Annotated in this window: 21 protein-coding genes and 2 tRNA genes; 19 read left to right on the forward strand and 4 right to left on the reverse strand. The window is 56.7% G+C overall.

Going from position 1 to position 25737, the window contains the following annotated elements; all coding sequences use genetic code 11:
- Nucleotides 1-82: 82 nt before the first annotated feature.
- Nucleotides 83-1480, reverse strand: coding sequence for an MATE family efflux transporter (locus DWZ54_RS08205; RefSeq protein WP_118475441.1), 1398 nt, complete (start codon nucleotides 1478-1480; stop codon nucleotides 83-85).
- Between the two features lie 98 nt (nucleotides 1481-1578).
- Between DWZ54_RS08205 and DWZ54_RS08210 the strand changes: the two genes are divergently transcribed.
- The 6 genes from DWZ54_RS08210 to DWZ54_RS11815 all read left to right on the forward strand — a co-directional run bounded on the left by DWZ54_RS08210 (nucleotide 1579) and on the right by DWZ54_RS11815 (nucleotide 10123).
- Nucleotides 1579-2424, forward strand: coding sequence for a MerR family transcriptional regulator (locus DWZ54_RS08210; protein ID WP_118475443.1), 846 nt, complete (start codon nucleotides 1579-1581; stop codon nucleotides 2422-2424).
- A 116-nt stretch (nucleotides 2425-2540) separates the two neighbouring features.
- Nucleotides 2541-3401, forward strand: a complete 861-nt coding sequence (locus DWZ54_RS08215) for a LysR family transcriptional regulator (RefSeq protein ID WP_118475444.1) — start codon at nucleotides 2541-2543, stop codon at nucleotides 3399-3401.
- Nucleotides 3402-3510: 109 nt separating this feature from the next.
- Entirely contained in the window at nucleotides 3511-3795 is a 285-nt protein-coding gene (locus DWZ54_RS08220) for a hypothetical protein (RefSeq protein ID WP_118475445.1), read from the forward strand.
- A gap of 89 nt (nucleotides 3796-3884) precedes the next feature.
- Complete coding sequence (locus DWZ54_RS08225) at nucleotides 3885-4322, forward strand: hypothetical protein (RefSeq protein WP_118475447.1); 438 nt, start codon at nucleotides 3885-3887, stop codon at nucleotides 4320-4322.
- Nucleotides 4323-4435: 113 nt separating this feature from the next.
- Complete coding sequence (locus DWZ54_RS08230) at nucleotides 4436-6130, forward strand: subtype B tannase (RefSeq protein WP_233541662.1); 1695 nt, start codon at nucleotides 4436-4438, stop codon at nucleotides 6128-6130.
- A 234-nt stretch (nucleotides 6131-6364) separates the two neighbouring features.
- Nucleotides 6365-10123 (forward strand): autotransporter outer membrane beta-barrel domain-containing protein, encoded by a 3759-nt coding sequence (locus tag DWZ54_RS11815; RefSeq protein WP_147369912.1) that lies wholly within the window; start codon nucleotides 6365-6367, stop codon nucleotides 10121-10123.
- Nucleotides 10124-10324: 201 nt separating this feature from the next.
- Here the strand turns inward: DWZ54_RS11815 and DWZ54_RS08250 are convergent, their stop codons facing one another.
- From DWZ54_RS08250 to DWZ54_RS08260, 3 genes are all read right to left on the reverse strand, one after another.
- Complete coding sequence (locus DWZ54_RS08250) at nucleotides 10325-11812, reverse strand: class I adenylate-forming enzyme family protein (RefSeq protein ID WP_118475455.1); 1488 nt, start codon at nucleotides 11810-11812, stop codon at nucleotides 10325-10327.
- A 104-nt stretch (nucleotides 11813-11916) separates the two neighbouring features.
- Nucleotides 11917-13308 carry an amino acid permease gene (locus DWZ54_RS08255; protein WP_118475457.1) on the reverse strand — a complete coding sequence of 464 codons (1392 nt, stop codon included), beginning with the start codon at nucleotides 13306-13308 and terminating at the stop codon, nucleotides 11917-11919.
- Nucleotides 13309-13482: 174 nt separating this feature from the next.
- On the reverse strand, nucleotides 13483-14205 hold the full coding sequence (locus tag DWZ54_RS08260) for a phosphatase (RefSeq protein ID WP_118475459.1): 723 nt from the start codon (nucleotides 14203-14205) through the stop codon (nucleotides 13483-13485).
- A gap of 144 nt (nucleotides 14206-14349) precedes the next feature.
- On the opposite strand from DWZ54_RS08260, the gene DWZ54_RS08265 reads away from it, so the two are divergent.
- The 13 genes from DWZ54_RS08265 (at nucleotide 14350) to sufC (ending at nucleotide 25735) form a co-directional block, all read left to right on the forward strand.
- A tRNA-Val gene (locus DWZ54_RS08265) sits at nucleotides 14350-14426 on the forward strand.
- A gap of 47 nt (nucleotides 14427-14473) precedes the next feature.
- Nucleotides 14474-14550, forward strand: a tRNA-Val gene (locus DWZ54_RS08270).
- Between the two features lie 262 nt (nucleotides 14551-14812).
- Nucleotides 14813-15901 (forward strand): glutathione S-transferase C-terminal domain-containing protein, encoded by a 1089-nt coding sequence (locus tag DWZ54_RS08275; RefSeq protein ID WP_118475461.1) that lies wholly within the window; start codon nucleotides 14813-14815, stop codon nucleotides 15899-15901.
- A gap of 32 nt (nucleotides 15902-15933) precedes the next feature.
- The gene (locus DWZ54_RS08280) at nucleotides 15934-17250 is read left to right on the forward strand and encodes an MmgE/PrpD family protein (protein WP_118475462.1); all 1317 of its coding nucleotides are present in this window, start codon (nucleotides 15934-15936) and stop codon (nucleotides 17248-17250) included.
- Nucleotides 17234-18070 carry a transporter substrate-binding domain-containing protein gene (locus tag DWZ54_RS08285; RefSeq protein ID WP_118475464.1) on the forward strand — a complete coding sequence of 279 codons (837 nt, stop codon included), beginning with the start codon at nucleotides 17234-17236 and terminating at the stop codon, nucleotides 18068-18070. The genes DWZ54_RS08280 and DWZ54_RS08285 overlap by 17 nt, the downstream gene beginning before the upstream one ends.
- Nucleotides 18071-18121: 51 nt before the next feature.
- A complete protein-coding gene (locus tag DWZ54_RS08290; RefSeq protein WP_118475466.1) occupies nucleotides 18122-18829 on the forward strand; it encodes an amino acid ABC transporter permease in 708 nt (235 codons plus the stop codon).
- A 3-nt stretch (nucleotides 18830-18832) separates the two neighbouring features.
- On the forward strand, nucleotides 18833-19552 hold the full coding sequence (locus DWZ54_RS08295; protein WP_118475468.1) for an amino acid ABC transporter permease: 720 nt from the start codon (nucleotides 18833-18835) through the stop codon (nucleotides 19550-19552).
- A complete protein-coding gene (locus DWZ54_RS08300) occupies nucleotides 19549-20316 on the forward strand; it encodes an amino acid ABC transporter ATP-binding protein (protein WP_118475470.1) in 768 nt (255 codons plus the stop codon). Before DWZ54_RS08295 ends, DWZ54_RS08300 begins: the two co-directional genes overlap by 4 nt.
- A gap of 18 nt (nucleotides 20317-20334) precedes the next feature.
- The gene (locus DWZ54_RS08305; protein ID WP_118475472.1) at nucleotides 20335-20820 is read left to right on the forward strand and encodes a GNAT family N-acetyltransferase; all 486 of its coding nucleotides are present in this window, start codon (nucleotides 20335-20337) and stop codon (nucleotides 20818-20820) included.
- A gap of 232 nt (nucleotides 20821-21052) precedes the next feature.
- A complete protein-coding gene (gene purB, locus DWZ54_RS08310; RefSeq protein WP_118475474.1) occupies nucleotides 21053-22345 on the forward strand; it encodes an adenylosuccinate lyase in 1293 nt (430 codons plus the stop codon).
- Nucleotides 22346-22451: 106 nt separating this feature from the next.
- Nucleotides 22452-23738 carry an adenylosuccinate synthase gene (locus DWZ54_RS08315; RefSeq protein ID WP_118475476.1) on the forward strand — a complete coding sequence of 429 codons (1287 nt, stop codon included), beginning with the start codon at nucleotides 22452-22454 and terminating at the stop codon, nucleotides 23736-23738.
- A gap of 202 nt (nucleotides 23739-23940) precedes the next feature.
- On the forward strand, nucleotides 23941-24765 hold the full coding sequence (locus DWZ54_RS08320) for a Cof-type HAD-IIB family hydrolase (protein WP_118475478.1): 825 nt from the start codon (nucleotides 23941-23943) through the stop codon (nucleotides 24763-24765).
- Between the two features lie 214 nt (nucleotides 24766-24979).
- The gene (gene sufC, locus DWZ54_RS08325) at nucleotides 24980-25735 is read left to right on the forward strand and encodes a Fe-S cluster assembly ATPase SufC (protein ID WP_118475480.1); all 756 of its coding nucleotides are present in this window, start codon (nucleotides 24980-24982) and stop codon (nucleotides 25733-25735) included.
- The last annotated feature ends 2 nt before the right edge of the window (nucleotides 25736-25737 follow it).

The raw sequence follows: 25737 nt of genomic DNA on the forward strand, positions 1-25737 counted from the left end.
AAAAAATCAGCCTTTCCGCTGTGCAGCGGAAAGGCTGATTTTGTTTCACGTGAAACATCTGTAAAACATCTGCACCTGGCTGTCAGGCATTCCTGCCATTGATATCGGTCAGGCGGATTTCTTTCTGTGCCGCATCCATGTCCTTGAACTCGCGCATCCTGCTGATGAGCAGGATGATGCCGAAGAGCAGGGCCGTGACATCGGCGGCCGGTACGGCTAGCCAGACGCCGGAGAGCCCGAACATCCGGGGCAGAGTCAAAAGGAAGAAGACGATGCCGAGCAGATTGCGGGCAAACGACATCAGTGCAGACGTGCGGCCGTCTGAGATGGCCGTGAAGAAGCCGGAGACGAAGAGGTTGAACCCGCAGAGCAGGAACGTGAAGGAGAAAAGCGCAAAACCCTGGCGCGTGAGCTCGTAGACGTGGCCGCCCTGCGGCAGGAACAGCGAGACGAGCGGCTCAGCAAGCAGATGCGAGAGGCTGAAGGAGAGCAGCGCACCGCCCGCGATAATCGTCAGGCTCAGGCGGACGAGACGGCGCAGCTCCTTAAAGTCCCGCGCGCCGAAGCGGTAGGAGAAGATTGGGGCGACACCATTCGTGAAGCCCATGTAGACGGCCGTCAGCAGCATCTCGGCATAGAGGATGACGGAGATGGCGGCGACGCCGTCTGCGCCGGCATAGCGGAAGGTCAGGATGTTGAAGAGGAAGGTCGTGATGCCGACCGAAAGCTGTGTGACGAGTTCTGAGCTGCCGTTGTACATGGCCTGCCCGAGTGCGGACCATTCCATGCGCGGGCGCGCGAAATGCAGGATGCGGCTGTAACGCTGGAAGTAGATCAGTCCGATGGCAGCCGCCAGTACGTCAGCAAGGCCGGTTGCCAGTCCGGCGCCCATTACGCCGAAGTCAAGATGGGCGAGGAACAGGTAATCGAGCCCGGCATTGGTCAGGCCGGCGAGTACGGAGACGATGAATCCCTGGCTGGGGCGGCCGTCTGCGATGAAGAAGGCATTGAAGAGAATCATGAGCGCAGCGAACGGGAAGAACGGCAGGAGCGCGTAGAGATAGCTGCGGCAGTCGTTTAGGAGTTCGGCGGAGGAACCGAGCAGGAAGAGAAGACTGTCTCCTGCGGCAAAGGCTAGCAGCGCCAGTACGCCTGAGAAGACGGCCGTGGCGATGGTGAGCATGGTGAAGCGCCGCCGCGCGGCCTCAGGCTCGCCTTCGCCGAGATTCTTGGCGACGAGGGCAGAACCGCCTGAGGCCAGCATGATGGCCAGACCCAGTACGAGATTGATGGCCGGGTAGACGATATTGGAAGCGGCGAGCGCATTGCTGCCGGCGTAGCGGCCGATGAAGATGCCATCGGTCACGGTATAGAGGGAGATGATGATCATCATGCCGATGGACGGTGCTGCAAAGCGCAGCAGAGATTTCAAGGTGAAGTGACGTCCCAGCGGTGATGCGGTTGCAAGAATTTGTGACATGATATCGCAGTCCTTTCTGGTGAATGAAGCTTATGTAAGCTTGTGCTATAATTATCGTAAAGTATTCAGTAACTGTAATGTCAATAGGGAGGTAAAAAATGACGCATAAGATGGGGTTTCGCACGGGAGAATTCGCCAGGATCTGCGGCGTCAACAAGCGCACGCTGCATTACTATGATGAACAGGGGATCTTCTCACCGGATCATGTGGAGGAAAACGGCTATCGCAGTTATGCTGTGCGGCAGCTCTATCCGTTCATCATGATCCGCATGCTGCGCCAGATGGGGCTTGATTTGTCAGAAATCAAGAGCTATATGGCCGCGCGCAGTCCCGAGCGGCTCGAGAAGCTGCTGGCCAGTCAGGAGGAATGGCTGCAGCAGGAACTGCGGCGCTTGCAGGACATGAAGCGCATGGTGGAGAATCAGCGCGCCATACTCGTCCATGCCCGCTCGATTGTCTGCGACCGGGTGGTGGTGGAGGAGATGTCCGCCATGCCGCTCGTCTATTCGTCCCCCGTGCGCGCCGCCATGGTTGCGGAGGACTGGAACAGGGTAGAGCGCATCATCATGGAGCATATGCGCTATATCCTTACGAACGGGCTTAATACAGGCTACGGCTTTGGTGCACTGGTGGCCCGGGACGATTTCCTGACGACGGGACAGGAAACGCTCATCACGCGTTTCTTCACGCTTACGGACAAAAGCCTGGAACATGTTCCGGCAGAAATCGCCGCCGTGCGTTCGGCCGGACGCTATCTCGTGACGTATTTCAAAGGCGATTATATGGATACATCTGCTGCTTACGGCCGCCTGCGCGCTTATCTGGCTGCGCATCCGGAGATTTCTCCCGGTCCGTACTCGTATGAAGAGAGCATCCTCGAAGATCTCAGCACGGCGGATCCGGACGAATATATCACGCGCATTGCCATACCAGTTCTGCCATGATGAAAGGTCTGCTTGTTTTTCATGCGGCACACTGTTATGATAAAAGAAAGATAAGTATATTTTTTATATCTGAATAGTATAAATATCATATTTTAAAAGTATGAAGGCGAGGGCGTATGGATTTAAAACAACTTCATTATTTCCTGACAATCGTGGAAGAGCGGCAAATCACAGCGGCGGCCAGGAAGCTGCATATGGCGCAGCCGCCGCTCAGCAATCAGATGAAACTCCTGGAGGCGGAGCTCGGCATGAAGCTCTTTGAACGTGGCCCGCATCATATCGAGCTGACGGATGCCGGGCGCATGCTGGCCCGCCGCGCGCAGCAGCTCCTGGATATGGCGGATACGGCCAGGCGCGAGATCGATGATTTGCGGCGGGGACTCAGCGGCACGCTGACGCTGGGCACGGTATCATCCTCGGGCAATATACTGCTGAGCCCCGGCATGCAGAAATTCCGTCAGGCATATCCGGGCATCCATTTCGAGATTTACGATGGCAATACGTACCAGCTCATTGACATGCTGGAAAAGGGCATCATTGAAATCGGCATTGTCCGCACGCCGTTCAACGCCGCGCGCTTCAACTGCCGCTACCGCCGCCCGGAGCCCATGATCGCGGCGATGGCCGCGGCGCTTGACTGGGCGCCGGAGCGCGACGCCATCGCGCTTCACGAGCTGGCGGCCAAGCCGCTGATCGTCTACCGCCGTTTCCATCAACTGATCCAGGATGCATGCGCGGCGCATGACTTTTCTCCTGACATTTACTGCCGCAACGATGATGCGCGCACGACCATTCTCTGGGCGAACGCCGGCCTCGGTGTGGCCATTGCGCCGGCTGGAGCCGTGGATCTCGCCGCGCATGAGAACCTGCACATCAAGCGGATTGAAGAGCCCGCGCTCAAAACAAGGCTGGCGGCCATATGGCCGCGCGACAAATACCTCTCTTCGCTGGCCGAGCGCTTCCTGGCACAGTTTTAACAGAAATCCAACAGCCATCTAAGCCGAATGCAAGGCGGTTCCCGTATACTGCAATCATCAAAAGAGAACACACTCTCGTTACAAGAAAGGGAGAGATTATCATGATGAAGTGGAAAAAGGGATTGCCGCCGTACTGGCCGGCATCATGAGCTTTGGCATCCTGAGCACGACGCTTTCGGCTTCGGCAGAGGCTGTCAGCCACCGCAACTACGATCCGCCGCGCATCGAGCAGAACCATGACCGCGACCGCGATCTGCACAGACCGGAGCGCCAGCCGCAGCAGCCGAAGCGCACACACCGCAGGGAGACGAAAAAGAGCTACTCCACGGGTGAAATGGCAACAGCCGCCGTTGTCGGCGCTGTCGTCGGTGCCGTCCTTGCCAAGAACACCTGACGGGCAGGACAGCCGCAGAGAACAAAACGCCGCTTTAGGGCAGCATGGACAATCATGCATTATGGCAGTTGGATTGAGAGGGTTTTGATATGATGAAAGAGAAGCGATGGCAGAAGGGCCTGACGATGATGATGGCGGGTTTCATGGCATTGGGGGTGGCAAGCACGTCGTTTGCGGCATCGGCAAAGGATGCAGGGCGCGAGCCGGCAGCCTGCAATCAGCAGATTCAGAAGGAGCCGCAAATCCAGCCGGATCAGGCCAGCAATAAAACCGAAAAAAATAAATCGGCAGCGCAGAAGGAAAAAGCTCCGGCTGTGGAGAATAACAAGAATACGACGAAGAATCCGGTCCCGGAGCGCAATGAGCAGCAGAATGCCAAGGCGCCGGCTCGGAATGATGCCAAGAATCCGGCTCCGGAGAAGGTTGCTTCTTCCAAGGACAAGAAGGCAGTGAATGTAGTCAGTAACGCGCAGCAAGAGGCAACGATGGCCGCTGTCATCAAGACGGCTGCCGGCCTTCTTTCCTGAATGAATCGGCTCCGATGAGCCGCCAAGTGACATTGCATATAGAGAATTAAAAACCGCTATTCCGGAAAGGACGGCGGTTTTCTTTTTTGTTGACAAGGAAGGATGGGGATACTATGAGTTTGAAACGTTACGTATTGACGATGCTGGCCGTCAGCGCCCTGACCGTGCCGTTTGCAGCAGGCACCAGCCAGGCTGCGGCGGCAGATGCCTCGGTGCAGGCCGTGCCGGCTGCCGCTGCCGTGGCGAAGACGGCCGTACAGGAGACGAGCGCCGCTGCCGCGACGACAAAGACGGCTGCGGCCGCCAAGCAGAAGACGTACAGCCTGAAATTCGATAAGAATGCCTATACGAAGGAAACGCTGAAGCTAAACGGCGAAGATGTCGCGTTTCGCGCGTATCGCAACATCGTTTACGTATCGAAACCGGCTTCCGTGGAAGCAGAATCGATGAGCATCTTCATCCCCGAGGCTTATTTCAAGGATGGCGGCACGGTCAACGGCTATACGAAAAAGACGGCCCCGATTTTCCTGCCGAATGGCGTGGGCGGCTACATGCCGGGCGAGATCAAGGAGCCGAGTGTCAATGACCGCATGAGCGGCGGTGCCAATGCATCGCTCGTCGCGCTCTCCAAGGGGTATGTTGTCGCCGCACCTGCAATCCGCGGCCGCACGACGGTGGGGACGGCCGGCACGACGTATGTCGGCAAGGCACCGGCGCTGATCGTCGATTACAAGGCGGCTGTGCGCTACCTGCGCTACAACAAGGGACGCCTGCCGGCCGGCGATACGGAAAAGATCATCTCGAACGGCACGAGTGCCGGCGGTGCGCTCTCAGCCCTGCTGGGAGCAACGGGCAACAGCCGGGATTATGATGCGGCGCTCAAGGCAATCGGTGCGGCCAATGAGCGCGATGATATCTTCGCTTCCCAGGATTACTGCCCGATTACCGACCTCGACCATGCGGACATGGCCTATGAATGGATGTTCAATGGCGTCAATGAAGCCTATCAGAGCAGCGGCGCCATGATGCCGATGATGAAACCGGGTGCAGGAACGAACACGGATGGTGCAGCTGCCGTGACGAACCGTCCGGACAATGCGCCGACGGAGACGGCCGCCGCCACGCCGCTCACCGATGCGCAGAAGGTGGCATCGGGCCAGCTCAAGGCGCTCTACCCGGCGTACATCAACAGCCTGAACCTCAAGGATGCCGATGGCCGGGAATTGACGCTCGAGAAGGACGGTACGGGCAGCTTTGCCGACTACATCAAGTCAATTTATGCGGCTTCCGCGCAGACGGCGCTCGATGCCGGCGAGGATCTTTCTGAGCTTGACTGGCTGACCATTGAAGACGGCAAAGTCGTAGACGTCGATCTCACGAAGTATGCGCCGTGGGCAACGCGGCTCAAGGCCACGCCTGCTTTTGACAAATTCGACCTGAGCTCGGGTGAGAACGATGAATTCGGCACCGAGGCGAATGAGCCGCGCCACTTCACGGGCTTTTCGCTGACGCGCACCACGAAGCCCGGCACGAAGCTGGCCCCGTGGGAGGACATCAAGCGCCTGAACCCGCTCTACTATATCGGTCAGAAAGGCGTAACGGTTGCCCCGCACTGGCGCATCCGCCACGGCGCAAAGGACCGCGATACCTGCCTGGCCGTGCCGGCGGTACTGGCGCTCAAGCTGCAGAATGCCGGCTATGATGTCAACTTTGCCTCGCCGTGGGGCAAGGGTCATGCAGGCGATTACGATCTCGACGAACTCTTCGCCTGGGCCGACCAGATCTGCAAAGCCGGCAGCAAAAAATAAAGATCTGCTGCACACATATGTTGAGAAAAGCACTTGCTGAACAAGCGGGTGCTTTTTTTTTGCAGCAACGGCGGATAAAAGAGGACCTTATCTTTTCATGACAAAAAGCCGCCCTTTCGTGCCATTTTGCTCCACGCGTTTTTTTAGCGGTTTATGATGATTCTACAAGAAGACGAAAAGAGCCAATTCATCTGAGATAAAACAAGAATCCACGGATAACGGGAGGCGCAGAAGATGAAAAAAAGGAACCATGAAACGATGAAATACGGTTATCTGTCCAGCAGGGGGGGACAGTATAAAAAATACGGCAAAGCCGCCAAACGCCAGCTGGCACTGGCTGTAGTAGCAAGTCTGATGATGAGCAGTACCCCGGTTTTTGCTGCTGACACTACCGTTATCCCATATAATAAAGGCAATGAGGAAGCAACGTATTCTTCTGGAAACGTTGTGGAAGTCAATGATACAGAGGCGGTCATTTCCTATAGCAAGGATCCGTCTGTGGCCAAGCAACAGATCAGCAAAGAGGATAGCTGGAAAGATATTCATGGATATTTCGGCACTGAGAGTGAGACCTCCGAAAATACCGTGACCGTTACGGGGACTACCGTCAGTGGCTTTATCACGGGTGGCAGTGCTGAAACATCGAAAAATAACAAGGTAATTGTTGACAGCACGACGAATGAATCCATTATCGCCGGCGGTATATCCAATGGGGGCGACGCTTCTTCAAATGAAGTCACCGTACAAAACAATAGTAAAACGCAGACCGTTTCCGGCGGCTTTGCTATGGGTGATACGGGCAATGCCAATCACAACTCCGTTACCTTGACAGGCAGCACGGCGGCTCGTGAGGTTGCAGGCGGCTATGTTGCGGGAAGTGGCAATGCGGTAGGAAACACGGTAACCATAGACAATGGCACGGTTGGAGAATCTATAAACAATCCAGCCCCTGCCGTAGCAGGAGGTTATGTAGAAAGCTCCGGCGGTAATGTGACGGATAATACACTTACCATTTCCGGCACGACGACTCTGTATGCGGGAAGTGTTGCCGGTGGTTATCACGGTGGGAACAAGGATACTGCTGTCTCTGACACTTATGTGGTAAGCGGCAACCAACTCCGTATGACCGGCGGTATGTTTAAGCTGCCGGACACCGTTGCCGGCGGCCAGGCTGTCAATACGCATGTAAAGGATAATGTGCTTTCCATTACTGGGAATACGTCGATTTCCAGTACCTGGGTTGACCGGGGTGTCCCTGTTTCCCAGGTAAAGTTATATGGCGGCTCTACCACAAGAGGAAATGTACTTCACAACGCGGTGGATATTGATAGTACAGGGACGTTAAGCCTCTACACGATTGCCGGTGGCAATTCTGCTACCGATGAAGATAATGATACGAAGGTCAGTGGCAATACGGTCACTATCGAGAACGGAAACATCCAGTTAGATGATAGTAATGGCATTCGTGGTGGTGTGGCAAACCATGGGAATGTCACGGATAATGGCGTCACCATCGCTGGCGGTACGGTTCGTGCGGGTCAAGACGCTACTGATTTGCTAATTATGGGCGGCTATACCAATAATGGCAGTGCCACCAATAACTATGTGAATATTTCCGGCGGCACCATCGAGCCTTCTTCTAAAGCCCGTATCATTGGCGGCTATAGCCAATTGGGGACTGCTTCCGGGAACGTGGTGAATCTCTCCGGCGGTACCCTGGGAGCAGAGAATAAGATTGTCAACGTAGTCGCAGGCGAAGGACCCGTTGTTACGGATAATGCCATCAATCTCAGCGGCAGCACAGATATCACGTATGCAAATCTCTATGGCTATACCCGCACGCTCGACGGAGATACCAGTAATGAAAACCCCGATTCACACAGTGGCAATGCCCTGAATATCGGTTATACATCGAAGTTCAAGACGGATGAAAACGGCTATGAGGTCATTGACGGCGGCGAAGCGAGCACATGGAATGGCGGCACGGTGAATGGGATTTACAAATTCGACAAGATCGCGTTCTATGCCATTAATCCGGCCAACACAGTCCTTGCGGTTACCAATACAGCAGATCTTACGGACACGGCAATCGACTTGTCGAATCTTTCGTTCAGCGATAACGGAGCTGCTGTGAAAGCTGGCAAGACCATTACGCTTCTCGAAAATGTGAAGAATGCGGATATCAGCAACACGGGACTCAAAGAATATCGATTCGATTATGATTTGAAGAGTGCGGATGAAACGAATTCCCTTGCGGCCAGCGCCCTCTATGAAGCAAAGACCGAGATCAATGCGGCCCACAGTGATGCAGAAAACCTCATCCTGAAACCGGGCACGCTCAAGGTGAGTGCAGTCAATCTGTCTGCGGATACTCTTGACTGGGGCAGCGATGATTCTGTACTCAATCTCGGCAACTATGACTTTGACTTCAGCCAGGCAGCTCTCTCGCTTGGTTCCAATGGGAACATGGCTATTACGGGTGCGGATACGCTCCTGGCCGCCGGCGACAGCAGGACGCTCGTGGACGGGACGAAGGCAGGCAAGGTGACGGGGCTGGATGCCATGGCGGCAAATAACAGCTACAGCTATGACCTGGCAGACGGTGCGGTCACCGTCACTGGCAGCGGCGCCCTGAAGGACAATGGGAAGAATCTGGATTACACGATTTCTTCCATTGACAAGATCTCTTATGGCACACTGGACTGGAAAACCGGTGGCACGGTCGTGTCTCTGGATGCCGGCAAGACCTATGATCTTACCAATACGAAAGTCGATACGGCCAATATCTCGTTTACTGCCAATTCCCTGCAGAGCATTACGAGTGCCGGCAATTATGCCATGACGCTGCTTGACACGAAGGGCAATACGACACTTTCGGCCGGGAATCTCACCGCCAAGGAAGGCAAATGGGACATCGGCAACGCCCTGACCGGCAAAGGCATCGCGAGCCTTGACAGCAATGGCAATGTCGTTTACCAGATGGAAACGACAAACGTTGAAACTGGCAATGGCGGACAGACGGTACCAGTCGTTACGGCCACGGAGCAGACGCATCAGGCCCTGATCGCGAACGAAGCAGGCATGAGCACGTTGGCTGCCGGCCGTGACCGCATGGAAGGCGTCCTCGACGGCCTGCAGAACCAGGGCAATGGTACAATCACGTTTGCCAGTATCGGCGGCGGCCGCGACCGCTACGACACGGACAGCAGCGTGACGACGCATACGTGGAACGGCGTGGCCGGCATTGGCAATGACACCAGGCTCACCAGCGGCGATCTGACCTATGGCGTGTTCTACGAATACGGCAAAGGCAATTATGATGTCTCGGGCGATGGCTATGCGGGCAGCGGTGACGCGCATTACAATGGCGGCGGCATCATGGGCAAATTCATCGGCAAAAACAAGACGTATATCGAAGGTTCCCTGCGCTTTGGCCAGCTCGATAATGACGCCGACTCTGTCCTGCATGGCACGGACGGCTCTGCGCAGCGCTACAGGACGAGTCAGAATTACTGGGCCGGTCATATCGGCGTCGGCCATATCTTTGATCTCACGGATGAAGCGGCAAGCGAGAGCCGCGGCGGCACGGAGCGTGCCGTGCGTGATCTTGATGTCTATGGCAAGTATTTCCATACGCATCTCGGTGGCGATACGTTCACGGCCGGCGACGTCAACTATGCGATTGACAGCATGAACAGCGATGTCCTGCGCATCGGCGCGCGCATCAACAACCGTTCGGGCAGAAATAATCTCTATTATGGCCTGGCCTGGGACTATGAGTTTGACGGCGAGAGCACGGGCCGTGTTTCGGCAGGCGGACTTTCCGCGCCAATCCGCAAAGCGGATGTCGGCGGCAGCAGCCTGATGGCTGAAGCCGGTTGTAAGCTGGAAGCAACGCCGGAAAATCCGTGGGAAGTCAACCTGAGCCTCAAAGCCTATGCCGGTCAGCATGAAGGTCTTGGCGGCAACATCTGGGCGGCTTACCATTTCTGAGAAGCAGGATAACCAGGACAAAAACACTCGCTGAACGCAGCGGGTGTTTTTCTTGACTATATAGTTGGTGAAGTCAACCACATTTCAGGGCGGATAAAGCCCGCATCATCACCAGATAAAAGACAGGGCTGCTTCCGGCACTCTTTTTACTAAAAAACTGCCGCACATTTTGTCATGTGCGGCAGTTTCTTAGTATCTGTTTTATTTGTTGTCTTTGCTGGCCAGGAAATCCTTGAGGATCTGGCGCTTGGCAATCTTGCCTGTCGTCGTGCGCGGCAGGGACGGCAGCTCATGGAACTCACGCGGAATCTTGTAGAGTGCCAGATTGGCCTGCAGGAACTTCTTGAGTTCGCGGATATTGATCGAGGCACCTTCGTGCAGGCTGTAGAAGCAGGCGCCGGCCTGGCCGCGCAGTTTGTCGGTGATGCCGATGACAGCGGCTTCGCTGATGCCGGGGAACTGATAGATGAGCTCTTCCACCTCGCGCGGGTAGATATTCTCGCCCATGCTGATGATCATGTCCTTGATGCGGTCGACGATGTAGATGTAGCCGTCTTCGTCGGCACGCGCGACATCGCCCGTATGGAACCAGCCGCCGCGCAGGGCGTCCTTCGTGGCTTCCGGGAGATTCCAGTAGCCGAGCATGATGTTGTCGCCCTTGACGACGAGCTCGCCGGCTTCGCCGTCCGGGACCTCTTTGCCCTCGGCATCGACGAGCTTCCACTGGATGCCGGGCACGACGGGGCCGCAGGAGCCGACCTTCGGGCGTTCCGGCGGGTTCATCGTGACGACCGGCGAAGTCTCAGAAAGGCCGTAGCCTTCGCAGATATCAACGCCGAATTTGTTCATGAAGTCCTGTTCGATCTTCAGCGGCAGGGTCGTGCCGCCCGAGACGACGAGGCGCAGCGATGCCATGTCTTCCTTCGTGGCCAGCTTGGTCAGCAGGCTGCAGATGGAAGGCACGATGTAGAGATCGTTGACTTTCTCGTTGCGGATGACGCTGATCGTTTCTTTCGGCGTGAAGGAATCGAGGATGACGACCTCTGCACCGCAGAACAGCGGGTAGAGTACGGAGCAGGTCCAGCCGAAGCAGTGATACATCGGCAGCACGCAGAGCACGTGATGCTTGGCCTCGCAGCCCATGAAGCTCATCTGCTCGGCATTGGCGATGAGGTTCCGGTGCGAGAGCACAGCGCCCTTGGGCGCGCCCGTCGTGCCGGAGGTATAGATGATGACGCAGGGGTTCTGCTCGTCAAACGTTGCGGGCAGGGGCGGTGCCGACTGGATGCGCTCGTCTTTCCTGCTCATCTGGCGGATATCATGCTGCGTGACGCGCATGTCGCAGCGCAGCGCGGCGAGCGCATCGACGAGGTTCAGCGGCTGGTACGTCAGGATGTGACGGGAGCCGGAGTCCTTGATGATGTAGGCAATCTCGCGGTTGCTGAGCTGGAAGTTGATGGGGACGGCGATGGCGCCGAGCGAGGCGATGGCCATGTAGGCGTAGATGTAATCTGCACTGTTGCGCGAGAAGATGCTGACGCGGTCACCGACGCGCACGCCGGCGGCGTAGAGGCGGTCGCGGCAGGCAGCGACGTGCTGCCCGAGTTCCCGGTAAGTGATGCGGCGCTCGTGATCGACGATGGCCAGGGAATCCGGATCTCCCTGGTAAATCAGTTCATGTACAAACATGGTATTCCTTCCTTCACAGAGGACAATTCTTCTAGTTGTTATAATCCTAATTTTATACCCAGGTCATAAACTTTGTCAAAGGATGTTCAAGTGCATGAGGGGAATTATTCCTCTTCGTGAGGATGTGCCAGCGCACTGTGCTGATAGCTGTAACCGAAATAGACGAGACAGCCGAAGATGCACCAGACGATGAAGCGGACCCAGGTCTCCCAGGGCAGGTGGTACATGAGGTATCCGCACGTCAGGACGGCAAGCGGTGCGATGAGCCAGACGAACGGGCAGCGGAACGTGCGCGGGACTTCCGGCTTCGTGACGCGCAGCACCATGACGCCGATGGCCGCGATGAGGAAAGCCGAAAGCGTGCCGATATTGGCCATTTCGGCAATGATGCCGATGGGGACGAAGCCGGCGATGATGGAAACGAAGATGCCGCCCATGACCGTGACGATATAAGGCGTGTGATAGCGCTTGTGGATCTTGCAGACGCGTGCCGGCACCATGCCGTCGCGGCTCATGGCGAAGAAGATGCGGGCCTGGCCGTAGAGCAGCACGAGCAGGACCGTCGTGATGCCGGCGATGGCACCGACGCCGACGAGAGCCGAGCCGAGGTTGTAGCCGATATAGCGCAGGGCAAAGGCCACGGGCTCCGGGTTGTTGAGCTCCGTGTACGGCACGATGCCCGTGAGCACGCCGGCGACAATGACGTAGAGTGCCGTGCAGATCACGAGTGAACCGATGATGCCGATCGGCAGGTCGTGCGAAGGATTCTTGCACTCCTCGGCACTCGTGGCCACGGCATCAAAGCCGATGTAGGCGAAGAAGACGATGGCGGCGCCGCCGAAGATGCCGGAAACGCCAAACGGCATGAAGGGCTCCCAGTTCATCGTATTGACGTGCGGGATGGCCAGCAATAGGAAAATCGCGATGGCCGTGAGCTTTACGCCGACGAGGATGCGGTTGAGTTTCGTGCTCTCCTGCGTGCCGCGGATCAGCAGCACGGAGAGCAGCAGGGTGATGAAGATGGCCGGGATGTTGATGACGCCGCCGTCGGCCGGCACATGCGTGAAGGCGTGGCCGGGGTCGATGCCCGCGGAGAGCAGGAGACCTGTGACGTAGCCGGACCAGCCGGAGGCCACAGCGCTTGCCGTGACGGTGTATTCAAGGATGAGATTCCAGCCGACGATGAAGGCGATAAATTCGCCCAGGGACGCATACGTGTAGGTGTAGGCGCTGCCGGAGGCCGGCACGATGGAGGAGAATTCGGCATAGGCGAGGCCCGCGAGGGCGCAGGCAAGCCCCGAGATCATGAAGGAAATCGTGACGGCCGGTCCGGCGTACTTGGCTGCCGCCACGCCCGTCAGGACGAAGATGCCGGTGCCGATGACACAGCCAATCCCCAGCAGGATGAGGTCAAAGGCGCCCAGGGTCTTGGCCATGCCTGAATGGGCGGCCGTTTCTCGCATCTGTTCGATGCTTTTGGTGCGGAATAAGTTCATGTTTTACCATTCCTTTTCTGTTCCAGACGTTGTTTACAACGTTACGCATATAACGTTACTATTATAAGGAACACGAAAGCCTCCGTCAATATGACGGAGGCCCTGCCATGCAATTTTGTCATTCCGGGGGATTCCCGCTGCGCTGTCTTCCTTTTTAACGTTTTTGCGACGGCTTTAACCGCGAATCCATTCCTTGAACTTCTCAGGTGAGGTATTGATGACGAGTTCCTCCGGGAAGCCGGCCTGTGCGAGGACTTCCTGGGAGCCCGTATGGTTGCCGACATCGAGATCGATATGGGCGTCGCTGCCCATGATGACATGCGTGCCGTATTTCTTGCAGGCGGCCAGCATGATTTTCGCCGTCTCACGGGATCCGGCGCGGCTGCCGTGTGAGCGGTACGAGCTGTTGTTGCATTCGAGCAGCACGTGATTTTCCCTTGCTGCCCGGGCAAGTGCATCGAAATCAACCGGGTAGGTCGGATTATCCGGATGGCCGATGATCTTGACGTGGGGATTGGCCATGGCGCTGATGATGGCCGTCGTATTCTCGAGCACGCTGCCCGGCTCGATGCATTGCTTGTGCAGGCTGGCAATGGCGTAGTCGAGGGAGTTCAGGGCCTTTTCCTCAAGGTCCACCTTGCCCGTCTCATTGAGGATGTTGAGCTCTGCGCCCATGAGAACCTCGAGGCCGGCTTCCCGGCCGTATGCCTGGCGGTCGAAGACACGCATGTTTTCGAAGTAAAACCGATGGGTGGAGCCGGGCATGGCCGGTGCATGGTCGGAGATGCCGACGAGCTGCAGGCCGTGCTTTTTGCCGGCTGTCAGCATCTCACGGATCGTATTGTACGCATGCCCGCTGGCAAGCGTGTGCATATGGACATCGAGTAAATCGTTCATGATGAAACATTCCCTCCCCTGGAATCAATATGTTACCCATCTATTATAGCACGAAGACGGTGAAAAATTTTTTATGATAATTTTTCAAATCCCTGTTGACAGGAACGGCGATATGCCGTATAATAAATCCTGTCGTTAAGACATGGGGTTATAGCTCAGTTGGTTAGAGTGTCTCGTTGACATCGAGGAGGTCACAGATTCGAATTCTGTTAACCCCACCATTTAGGAAAGATGAGGTTTCGTCGGACGACGAAACCTCTTTTTGTTTGCTCGCTTAGCTCAGTTGGCTAGAGCATCTCCGTCACATGGAGGGGGTCGGGGGTTCGAATCCCTCAGCGAGCACCAGATGAATACTCAGGCTGTACGCGATGCGTGCAGCTTTTTTTGTTTAAAATTTTATAAAACATATTGACATTATATGTTTTAGCTGATATGATAAAGCCCATAAGATGAGTTGACCAAAAGAATTGGAGACTCTGAGCAGCATATGGATTTTGCTTCGGATCATGACGATGGAGCCTATAAGGGCACAGTCATTTTTTTGAATCGTTTCCATAGGCTCGCTTGGAGTCTCCTTTTTTGCATGAAAATATGGAGGACGATACAGATGGCTATAAAAGACAAGGATATTGCAGCAGAGCGACAGAAGGTGGAATTCAAGCGTGCGATGGATCCCTGCCCGATTGATTTCTCGGAGCTGCAGACGACGAATCCGCGTGCCAACGGCGAGCAGAAGGAGTATGAGGGCCGCGATGCCTCGAACTTCAATCGCCGCAAGAAATACAATGATGAGGAGGAGCCGCAGTTCACGGCGAGCTTCCTGACGGGCGAGCTGCCGGTGGAGCCGGACCGTTACCGCCTCGTCTGGTCGCGTCACTGCCCCTGGGCCAACCGCATCTCCATCGCGATCGATCTCCTGGGCCTCGACAAGGTGATCTCGAAGGGCGTTGTCGACCCGCTGCGTCCGGCCGGTGTCGTCGGCGACTGGTTCTTCACGCTGGAGCCGGATGAGAAGGATCCCGTGCTCGGTGTTCATTCGCTGGGCGAGTGCTATCGCAAGGCAGATCCTGATTTCGATCAGCGTGCCACGGTGCCGGCTCTCGTCGATGTCAAGACGGGCAAGGTCGTCAACAACGACTACCACGTGCTCGATGCCGAGCTGGCCGTTGCCTTCAAGGACTATATCGCCAAGGATGCACCGGATATCTATCCCGAGGACCTGCGCGAGGATATCGACGCCCTGAACATCATCCTTTATGCCGATGTCAATCTTGCCGTCAATCTCGCGGCGCTCGTTGGCACGCAGGAAGAATACGAATTCTATTATGACAAGATTTTCGACCGCCTTGACTGGCTCGAAAAGCGCCTCTCAACGCGCCGCTATCTCATGGGCGATACGATCACGCTGCCGGATATCCGCCTGTTCGTGACGCTTTCGCGCTTTGACCTCGTCTTCTATCAGAAGTACTTCGTCAACAAGAAACGCCTTGTCGATTACCCGAATCTCTGGAATTATGCCAAGGATCTCTATTCAAATCCGGCATTCGGCAACAATACGGATTTCGATTCCATGCGCAAGCGCTTCTACTACGTCGACCATACGCCGTTTGCCGACCTCAAGCGCATCATGCCGAAAGGCCCGGATGACAGCCGCTGGCTCGAACCGAATGACAGAGCGGCCAAGTTTGCCAAGTGACGAACGATGATGTTTCGGGAGGGAGAGGCGTTATGGATGAGAATACGCGGACTGTCGTTGAACTCGTGACGGAGACCGATCTTTCCGGCCGCGATGATCTCACCGGGCAGGCAGGGAAGGCCTTCCTCGATTATCTCGCCGCTCTTTTCGCCGCCCGCCGCGAACCGGCAGTCAGAAGACTATTGCCTGGCATCAGGCGCGGGCGGCCGGAGGACAAGGCGCTGGCCTACGGCTTTGCGTCGCATTATCTCGACTATGACGATGCCCAGGCCAATATCGCGGGCCATTTCAGCACGGTGCTCTATTCCGCGCTGCTGGCGGCGGCGCGGCCTGAGGACACCGTCCGGGACTTTTTGGCCGCCTATGTGGCCGGGGCCGAACTCGAGGGGCTCTTGGGCGCCTGTCTCAATCCGGCGCATCGCCAGCAGGGCTGGCATTCGACGGGGACGATCGGGCCACTGGGCGCAGCAGCAGCGATTATACGCCTGCGTCACCTGAGCGGGGAGCAGGCAGCCATGGTCTTGTCGCTGGCCGCCACGCAGTCGTCCGGCATGGCGTTTGAAGCCGGCTCGGACGGCAAGCCCCTGCATGCGGGCTTTGCCGCGTCGCATGCTCTTGCCGCCTGGCGGCTCGTGGCAGAATATGGCCTTTCCGCCCGGACGAATATCTTCCAGGATGAAACCGGCTGGCTGGCTGTTTTCTCAAATGGGCAGCAGCGCTTTGACGAAGCATCATGGCGCCGCTGCTGGCTCCAGCCCGGACAGATCCTGGAGCCGGGACTCTGGATGAAGCGCCACCGCTACTGCTCGGCTGCCATCTGCGCGGCCGATGGGGCCGCAAAGCTCTATGAGCAGGGTGTGCGGCTTGGTGATATCTCCCGTGTCCTGATTCATTTCCCGCCGGGAGCGGACCGGGCGCTGCGCTACGAAAAGCCGCAGACCGGACGGGAAGGTCAGTTTTCTGCCGAGTACGTCGTCTGGCAGATCCTGGCGCACGGCGGTATTGACGATGCGTATTTCCAGCTGCCGGAGGTGCCTGCGGAATTTTTGGCAGCACTGCCGAAATTCCAGCGCGTGTACGATGTAGGGAAGCTGCCCCTTTCTGTACGGGCTGTACCGGTTACAGCCATCATGAAGGATGGCACGCGCCATCATATCGACATACGGGATCCGCAGGGCTCACCGGCAAATCCCCTGACGCTTGCTCAGGAAGAAGAGAAAGTATCGGCGGCATGGGAAAGCCCTCTGGCCGCCAGGCTGATCCATGAGGTCCGCGGCTGGCCTTCCGGAACCATCGGACCGTGCTTAACAATGATTGAAGGAGTGATCTTTGATGAAGTTATCGAATAAATTCTTGCGCGTGCTGACCGCGGCCCTGATGGTGGCCGGACTCAGCGTGCTGGCTGGCTGCGGCAGCGACGAGGATGGCAGCGCGAGTGTCAATAAGGATGCCAAGACCGTGACTGTCGCCACGCGTGGCACCGTGAAACCGTATTCCTATACCGATGATGACGGCAAACTCACGGGCTATGATGTGGAAATCCTCAAAGAAGTGGAGAAACGCGATCCGAGCCTGCATTTTGAATTCAAGCCCATGGCCGTCGATGCCGCTTTCGTGGCCATGGATTCTTCCCAGGTCGATATGATCGCCAATCAGATGCGTCATTCCCCGGCCCGCGATGAGAAGTACATTTTCCCGAAGGAAGTCAACAATTACACGGTCCGCAAGCTGGTCGTGCCGGAAGACGACAATACGACGAAATCGCTGGACGATCTGAAGGGCAAAAAGGTTGCCGTAACGACGAATTCGGAATTTGCGGATCTCGTCAAGAAATTCAATGAGACGGCCGATACGCCGATTGAGATCATCTACACGGACAAGGGCCCGTCGGAAACCATGAACCTCGTGGCTACGGGACGTGCACAGGCAGCCGGTGAATACGAATACATCGTGTCCGTGGCAAAGAAGGAAAAGAACCTGCCAATCAAGGCAGTGGGACCGACGCTGACAAAGGTGCCGACCTTCTTCCTGCTGCGCAAGGATGACGACATGCAGCAGGTGGCTGACAAGATTGATGCAGCACTCAAAGCGATGCGAGAAGACGGCACGCTGAAAAAACTCTCGGAACAGTATCTCGGTGCAGATTACACATCGGAGCCGGCGGAATAAACGCGGCCTTTGTGCCTGGCCCGGCTTGACGGATAGAAAGAAGAACGCCTGATGGGAACGTATTTTAATGTCACGTATATGATCAAATCCTTTCCAGCCTTGCTGGGAATGGTACATATTACCTTGCTGGTGACCCTGGTCGCGGCGGTCTGCGGCATCTTGCTGGGCGCGGGCATTGCCATCCTGAGGATCCAGAAGGTGCCGGTCGTCGCACCGGTGCTGCGCGTATTCATTTCGTTCATGCGCGGCACGCCATTTCTCGTACAGCTCTTCCTGGCTTATTTCGGTGTGCCGGAAATCTTCTCGCACATCGGCATCAGCATGAAGGGCGTGCCGCCGCTCGCCTTTGTGCTGGCCGTCTTTTCCCTGCATATGGCCGCCTACGGCGCGGAGATCCTGCGCTCGAGCATCCTGGCGGTGCCCGTGGGCGAAAAGGAAGCGGCCATGAGCCTGGGCATGACGACCTGGCAGATGTATCGGCGCGTCATCCTGCCACAGGCTTTCCATATGGCGATACCGGCCCTCATCAATACGGTGATCGGCGTCGTCAAGGGCACGAGCCTGATCTTCAATGTCGGCGTCGTCGATATCATGCGCAAGGCGGAGCTCATGGCGGGCAATTCTCAGCGCAGCCTGGAGCTTTACGTGGATGTCGCGATCATTTATGGCATTTTGATTTTCCTCATCGCGCGCATCGGGCGTTTCCTCGAGAGGCGCCATCGCGACGGGCGTGATCTGGCAGAACTCAGTGAGGCGTAAGATATGAATGGACACAGTTTTATCGATTGGCAATACATTGCAGAGGGCTTTGCCTTCATCTTTCCTTATGTGAAGGTGACCCTTTTCCTGACACTCACGAGCGTGTTTCTGGGAGCCGTGCTGGGACTCATCAGCTGCCTGGCGCAGAAGAGCCGCGTGCCGGTCCTGGGCCGCTTGTTTGCGCTTTACGTCTACGTCTGCCGCAGCATCCCGAACATGGTCCTCCTGTATCTCGTCTACTACGGGCTGCCGCTGGCCTTCCTGGCCCTGCGCGGCAAGACGGGCATCCATATCCCCATGGAGCACGTGCCGGCCATGGCGGTCGCCGTCATCGGCCTGACGCTGCATACGGGTGCCTATCTCAGCGAGATTTTCCGCGCGGCGCTCGATTCCGTGCCGGATGGGCAGTTTGAGGCGGCCCGGGCTATGGGTATGACGGAGTGGCAGATGTACCGGCGGGTGATCTTCCCGCAGGCCGTCGTGTTTGCCCTGCCGCTTTTTGCCAATCAGTTCCTTTCCACGATGAAGAGCACGAGTATCGTCTTTGTCATCACGGTCATTGAGGTATTCGGTGCAGCCAAGCTGTTCTGCGAGGACAATTCACAGTACTTTGAAGCCTATATCGTGGCGGCCTGCCTTTACTGGGGGCTTGGCATCCTGTTTGAATACCTGTTCACGAAGTTGGAAGACAGCCTTTCGTCGTATAAGAGGTGTAAGATATGATAAAATTGGAACATGTGCAGAAAGCCTTTGGCGATAAGGCCATCCTCAAGGATATCAGCCTGACGGTGCCGACCGGCAGCGTAACGGTTATCCTGGGCCCTTCCGGCAGTGGCAAGACGACTCTGCTGCGCACGATCAACTTTCTGGGGCAGGCCGACGGCGGCAGACTTTCCATCAATGAAAACAGCTACGATCTTCACGGCGCCTCGCGCCGGGAGATCCTTGCCGTGCGGCGCCAGACGGCCATGGTCTTCCAGTCGTACAATCTGTTCTCCAATATGACGGCCCTGCAGAACGTCATGGAAGCCCTGGTGACCGTACAGGGCAGGAAGAAGGCGGAAGCGCGCGAGCGGGCGCGGGAGCTCCTGCAGCAGGTCGGCATGGGCGAGCATGCGGATAAGTATCCGGCGCAGCTCTCCGGCGGCCAGCAGCAGCGCGTGGGAATCGCCCGCGCGCTTGCCGTAGAGCCGCAGGTCATCCTGTTCGATGAGCCGACGAGCGCGCTGGATCCCGAGCTCGTCGGGGAGGTGCTGGCGGTTATCCGCGATGTCGCCGAGAAGCTCAAGGTCACGATGATCATCGTGACGCACGAGATTGCCTTTGCACGCGAAGTGGCCGACCAGATCGTCTTCATGGAGGGCGGCATGGTGGTGGAGTCCGGCACGCCGCAGGAAGTCCTGGTCCATCCGCGCGAGGAGCGCACGCGGGCATTCCTCAACCGCTATCTCGGCGGGACGACGCTGCGCGATGGCGCAGGAATTTGAGAAAGGAGGCAAATGCTTATGGAAACGTATCGTCAGCTCGGCGAAGCGGACCTGGACGCGTATTACCATGTTTTGCACGAAGGGTATCAGACGGATAAGGAATATCCGATTTCCTTTGCCGCGATTACGGCGACGAAGGAAGAGGAGCGCGACTGGCTGGCAAGCAATCCGACGTACGGTCTTTTTGTCGACGGAACCCTGGTCAGCGCCATCTCGCTGCGCATGCCCTGGGGGCCAAATCCCGGTCCATCGGGTGTCCCGCACATCGGTCAGGTCGTCACGGATCCGCAGCGCATGCATAAGGGCTATGCCTCGAAGCTCATCCTGCTGGTGGCGGAGGATGTCCTGAAGAAGCAGCTCAAGGTCCCCTTCGTGACGCTTGGCACCGCCACGAGCCATCCGTGGCTGCGGACAATGTACGAGAAGCTGGGATTTGTGGCGTTCCGCGAGGTGCAGCTGCCCGGGAAAAAACATCGTACCGTTTATCTGCGCAAGGAGCTTTAAGCGCTCCTGCGCGTTTGGGAAAGAGAAGCCCGGATGACCTTGACACGTTGACACTGAGGCCTTGAAAATGCTATGATAGACAAGGGAATATCGGTAACTTCTCCAAACTCAAAATGAGGCTTTTCAGCAAGATGCCGCGATAGGCAGGGGAAAGTCAATTTGGGTTTTTTCGTCGTGTTTTCACTTCCGCGGTGCAGAGACGCCGCCAGGAAATTGAGGAGGAAATCACTAAATGATCGAGCGTTATACTAAGCCGGAAATGGGCCATCTCTGGTCTATCGAGAATGAGTGGCAGCAGATCCTGAATGTCGAGATGGCTGCCTGCGATGCCATGGCCGAACTCGGAGAGATCCCGAAAGAGGCTGCCAAGAACATTCGCGCGAAAGCAAAATTCGATGTCAACCGCATTCATGAGATTGAGTCGGTTACGCATCACGACATCATTGCGTTCCTGACGAATGTAGCTGAGAACGTTGGTGATGACTCCAAGTACATCCACAAGGGCCTGACGTCCTCGGATGTCAAGGATACGGCATACTGCATGATGATGCGCGATGCCTGCACGATCATCCTCGACGACCTCAAGAAATTCCGTGAAGTCCTGCGCCGCCGCGCCAAGGAATTCAAGCACACGCCGTGCATCGGCCGCACGCATGGCATCCATGCCGAGCCGATGACGTTCGGCCTCAAGCTGCTCCTCTGGAGCGCGGAGATTGAGCGTGATATCGAGCGCGTCGAGCATGCCAAGAAGATTGTCTCGGTTTGCAAACTCTCGGGTGCTGTCGGCACGTACTCCAACATCGATCCGAGAATCGAGGAAATGGTCGGCAAGACGCTCGGCCTGACGCCGGTACGCCTTGCTACGCAGGTCATCCAGCGCGACCGCCATGCCGAGTTCGTCACGACGCTCGCCATCTGCTCCTCGACGCTCGAGAAGATCGCGACGGAAGTCCGCAACCTGCAGCGCACGGATATCCGCGAGGCAGAGGAGTATTTCTCCCCGGGCCAGAAGGGGTCTTCTGCGATGCCGCATAAGCGCAACCCCATCAACTGTGAGCGCATTTCCGGCATGGCCCGCCTGAACCGCGGCAATGCCGTCGCGGCGCTTGAAGACATCACGCTCTGGCATGAGCGCGACATCTCCCATTCCTCTGTTGAGCGCGTCATCCTGCCGGATTCGTCGATTAATCTCGACTACTGCACGCAGAAGCTCACGGACATCATCGACAAGCTCCTCGTCTATCCGGACAAGATGCTGCACGATATGAACCGCACGGGCGGTCTCATCTACAGCCAGCGCATCCTGCTGTCGGTTGTCGACAAGGGCGTGCTGCGTGAGGATGCCTACAAGTGGGTACAGCGCAATGCGATGAAGCGCTGGATGGAAGGCCAGGATTTCCGCACGAGCGTGGAGAATGATCCGGATATCACGAAGTACCTGACGAAGGAAGAAATCGATGACTGCTTCGATTACAAGTACTTCCTGCGCCATGTCGATATGATTTTCGAGCGCTTCGGCCTTTGAGAATCCAATAAGTGAATGAAAGCCTCTTCTCCCTGCGGGGAGAAGGCTTTTCTATGTCTGTGGAACATCTCATCGGATGAATCCATTCATAAAGGAGAGACTAGTTATGTCAACAGTAGTAGTAACCGGCACCCAGTGGGGCGATGAAGGCAAGGGCAAGATTGTCGATTATCTCGCACAGCAGGCAGACACGGTCGTGCGTTTCCAGGGCGGCAGCAATGCTGGCCATACGGTCGTCGTCGATGGTGTGGATTATAAACTGCGCCTGATGCCATCCGGCATCCTGTTCAAGGGCTCCCACTGCGTCGTCGGCAATGGCGTGGCCTTCAATCCGAAGGTCATGCTCCAGGAGATGGACGGCCTTGCAGCGCGCGGCATCGATCTTTCCGGCATCCGCATCAGCAATCGTGCTCAGCTCGTCCTGCCGTACCACTGCCTGATGGACCAGCTCGCCGATGATGCACGCGGCAAGGGCAAGGTCGGCACGACGCACAACGGCATCGGCCCGTGCTACGTCGACCGCGACAACCGCATCGGCATCCGCGTCTGCGATTTCATCGACAAGGAAGAATTCGCGAAACGCCTCAAGGAAAACCTCGCCATCAAGAACCGCGAGCTCAAGCTGCTCTACGATCACGAGCCTCTCGACTACGATGAGATCTTGAATGAGTACAACGGCTATGCTGACCGCCTGCGTCCGTACGTCTGCGACACAATCGCTCTGCTCGACGAGGAAATCAAGGCCGGCCGCAAGATCCTCTTTGAGGGTGCACAGGCTACGATGCTCGACATCGACTATGGCACGTATCCGTACGTCACGGCTTCGCATCCGATTTCGGGTGGTGTCGGCATCGGTGCCGGCGTGGCCCCGCAGAAGATCGACAAGGTCGTCGGCATCGTCAAGGCTTACTGCACGCGTGTAGGCGAGGGCCCGTTCCCGACGGAACAGCTCAACGCGACGGGCGACAAGCTGCGTGAAGTCGGCCATGAGTACGGCGTCGTCACGGGCCGTCCGCGCCGCACGGGCTGGCTCGATGCCTGCGTCGTCCGCTATGCCGGCATCCTTTCGGGCATTGACTACATGGCTGTTACGCGCCTCGACATCCTCGACAGCTTCGATGAGATCAAGATGTGCGTCGCCTACAAGTACAAGGGCGAGATCCTCAACGAGATTCCGGCCAGCCTCAAGGTCCTCGCGGAAGTCGAGCCGGTCTACGAGACGTTCCCGGGCTGGAAGTGCGACATCAGCAAGGTCCGCAAGTACGAAGACCTGCCGGAGAATGCCAAGAAGTACCTCACGCGCATGGCTGAGGTCACGGGCATCGGCCTCGGCATCGTTTCCGTCGGCCCGAACCGCGACGAGACAATCGTCATCGCCAACGATATTTTCTGATACCGCTTGTCTATGACAACCAGGCAGGACGTATTTCCTTTTGGGGAGTGCGTCCTGTTTTTTGTCTTGAAGTGGCAAATGGAGCATTCATTTTCTTGCATGTCTGACTGGTTTCCTTGCGCGATATTTGCTATACTGTATCTCAATACGGATTGAAATGATGATTCCCCGGTCAGCTTCCGGCGGGAAAGGATGGAACTTGATGTATAAGATGATTGCCCTTGATCTGGATGGCACGCTGAACAACGATGCCAAGGAAATTACGCCCAAGACGCGGGACGCACTGCTTGCCGTGCAGCAGCACGGCGTGACGGTCGTGCTGGCCTCCGGCCGCCAGGCGCCCGGTCTGCGGCGCGAGTCCGAAGCGCTCCGCCTCAAGGAGTACCATGGACTGCTGCTTTCGTATAACGGCGGACGCATCCAGGATGCGACGACGGGAGAGGTGCTCTTTGATCAGGCAATTGAACGCGGGACGGCCCTGCGCTTCCTGCGCCACCTTGAAGCGTATCCGGAACTTTCCCCGATTGTTGATGACGGTACCTCCATCTTCACGACGGATGCAAACCGCCACAAGGTACAGGATGAAAGCCGCAACAACAATCTAAGAATTGAGATCGTCGGGAACATTGCCGATGCGGTGGAAAAACGCGGCTTCCGCCCCGTCAAGATCCTGACGGCAGCCCCCGAGGAGATTCTCGTGCCGCGCCTGGCGGATATCCGCCGTGGTTTTGAGGAGGAGCTGTCCTTCGTGCAGTCGGCTCCGTGGTTCTACGAAGCGACGGTCAAGGGGGTCAGCAAGTCGAGCTCGCTCGCGAAGGTCTGCAGCCGCCTCGGCATCCGTCAGGATGAGGTCATGGCTTTCGGGGATGCCCAGAATGACAGGAGTATGCTCGATTTCGCCGGTCATGGCGTCGCCATGGGCAATGCCTGTGCAGAACTCAAGGCGATGGCAGACGAGATCACGCTTTCCAATAATGAAGATGGCATTGCTGTTTCGCTCGAACGCCATTATCCGTTCCTGTCCTGACTGAGGCCATGATGCTTGTTTATCGGGCTGTCCATAGGAGATATGGGCAGCCCGTTTGTTTTATCTTTATGATAATATTTATCAAGTATAGATAAAAATTATGGTATGGAGCCGTTCCTATTGACAATTTTTGTCATAGGCCATAAAATGAAATCATCAATCCCGAGTATTTTTGTAAGGATTAACAAGTCCTGTATTAAAGGAGAGTTTATATATGGCAGAGAAGCTTTTGGAAATCAAGGATCTCCATGCTGGCGTAGAAGGCAAGGAAATCCTCAAGGGTCTTAATCTCACCGTAGGTAAAGGTGAAGTACATGTCATCCTCGGACCGAATGGCTCGGGCAAGTCGACCCTCATGAACATCATCATGGGCCATCCGAAATACGAAGTCACGGCTGGCACCCTTTCGTTTGAAGGAGAAGATCTCAAGGACCTCAAGACGTTTGAGCGCGCGCGCAAGGGCCTGTTCCTCTCGTTCCAGACACCGGAAGAGATTCCGGGCATCACGGTCGAGAACATGATCCGCACGGCCAAGCAGGCAATCTCGGGCGAGAAGGTCAAGATCATCCCGTTCCGCCGCAAGCTCAAGGCGATGATGGAAGAACTCAAGATGAAGCCGGAATATGCCGAGCGCTACATGAATGTGGGCTTCTCGGGCGGCGAGAAAAAGCGCAACGAGATCCTGCAGCTCCTGATGCTCGAGCCGAAACTTGCGCTGCTCGATGAGACGGATTCGGGCCTCGATGTCGATGCCGTGCAGATTGTCTCGGAAGGCGTGGCCAAGTTCCACAACGATGAGAATTCCTGCCTCATCATCACGCATAATACGCGCATCCTCGAGAAGCTCAAGGTTGACCGCGTCCATGTCCTGATGAACGGCCAGATTGTCGAGGAAGGCGGTCCGGAGCTCATCGATACGATCAACAGCCGTGGCTTTACGCATATCCTCGATGCTCAGGCTGGGAAGTGAGG

It is taken from the genome of Mitsuokella sp. AF33-22, from assembly GCF_003475755.1.
Taxonomy (GTDB): domain Bacteria; phylum Bacillota; class Negativicutes; order Selenomonadales; family Selenomonadaceae; genus Mitsuokella.

What these genes read in the sequence shown, in the direction of transcription:
- DWZ54_RS08205 (WP_118475441.1), bottom strand. Translation starts at nt 1,480, where the DNA reads ATGTCACAAATTCTTGCAACCGCATCACCGCTGGGACGTCACTTCACC.
- DWZ54_RS08210 (WP_118475443.1), top strand. Translation starts at nt 1,579, where the DNA reads ATGACGCATAAGATGGGGTTTCGCACGGGAGAATTCGCCAGGATCTGC.
- DWZ54_RS08215 (WP_118475444.1), top strand. Translation starts at nt 2,541, where the DNA reads ATGGATTTAAAACAACTTCATTATTTCCTGACAATCGTGGAAGAGCGG.
- DWZ54_RS08225 (WP_118475447.1), top strand. Translation starts at nt 3,885, where the DNA reads ATGATGAAAGAGAAGCGATGGCAGAAGGGCCTGACGATGATGATGGCG.
- DWZ54_RS08230 (WP_233541662.1), top strand. Translation starts at nt 4,436, where the DNA reads ATGAGTTTGAAACGTTACGTATTGACGATGCTGGCCGTCAGCGCCCTG.
- DWZ54_RS11815 (WP_147369912.1), top strand. Translation starts at nt 6,365, where the DNA reads ATGAAAAAAAGGAACCATGAAACGATGAAATACGGTTATCTGTCCAGC.
- DWZ54_RS08250 (WP_118475455.1), bottom strand. Translation starts at nt 11,812, where the DNA reads ATGTTTGTACATGAACTGATTTACCAGGGAGATCCGGATTCCCTGGCC.
- DWZ54_RS08255 (WP_118475457.1), bottom strand. Translation starts at nt 13,308, where the DNA reads ATGAACTTATTCCGCACCAAAAGCATCGAACAGATGCGAGAAACGGCC.
- DWZ54_RS08260 (WP_118475459.1), bottom strand. Translation starts at nt 14,205, where the DNA reads ATGAACGATTTACTCGATGTCCATATGCACACGCTTGCCAGCGGGCAT.
- DWZ54_RS08275 (WP_118475461.1), top strand. Translation starts at nt 14,813, where the DNA reads ATGGCTATAAAAGACAAGGATATTGCAGCAGAGCGACAGAAGGTGGAA.
- DWZ54_RS08280 (WP_118475462.1), top strand. Translation starts at nt 15,934, where the DNA reads ATGGATGAGAATACGCGGACTGTCGTTGAACTCGTGACGGAGACCGAT.
- DWZ54_RS08285 (WP_118475464.1), top strand. Translation starts at nt 17,234, where the DNA reads ATGAAGTTATCGAATAAATTCTTGCGCGTGCTGACCGCGGCCCTGATG.
- DWZ54_RS08290 (WP_118475466.1), top strand. Translation starts at nt 18,122, where the DNA reads ATGGGAACGTATTTTAATGTCACGTATATGATCAAATCCTTTCCAGCC.
- DWZ54_RS08295 (WP_118475468.1), top strand. Translation starts at nt 18,833, where the DNA reads ATGAATGGACACAGTTTTATCGATTGGCAATACATTGCAGAGGGCTTT.
- DWZ54_RS08300 (WP_118475470.1), top strand. Translation starts at nt 19,549, where the DNA reads ATGATAAAATTGGAACATGTGCAGAAAGCCTTTGGCGATAAGGCCATC.
- DWZ54_RS08305 (WP_118475472.1), top strand. Translation starts at nt 20,335, where the DNA reads ATGGAAACGTATCGTCAGCTCGGCGAAGCGGACCTGGACGCGTATTAC.
- purB (WP_118475474.1), top strand. Translation starts at nt 21,053, where the DNA reads ATGATCGAGCGTTATACTAAGCCGGAAATGGGCCATCTCTGGTCTATC.
- DWZ54_RS08315 (WP_118475476.1), top strand. Translation starts at nt 22,452, where the DNA reads ATGTCAACAGTAGTAGTAACCGGCACCCAGTGGGGCGATGAAGGCAAG.
- DWZ54_RS08320 (WP_118475478.1), top strand. Translation starts at nt 23,941, where the DNA reads ATGTATAAGATGATTGCCCTTGATCTGGATGGCACGCTGAACAACGAT.
- sufC (WP_118475480.1), top strand. Translation starts at nt 24,980, where the DNA reads ATGGCAGAGAAGCTTTTGGAAATCAAGGATCTCCATGCTGGCGTAGAA.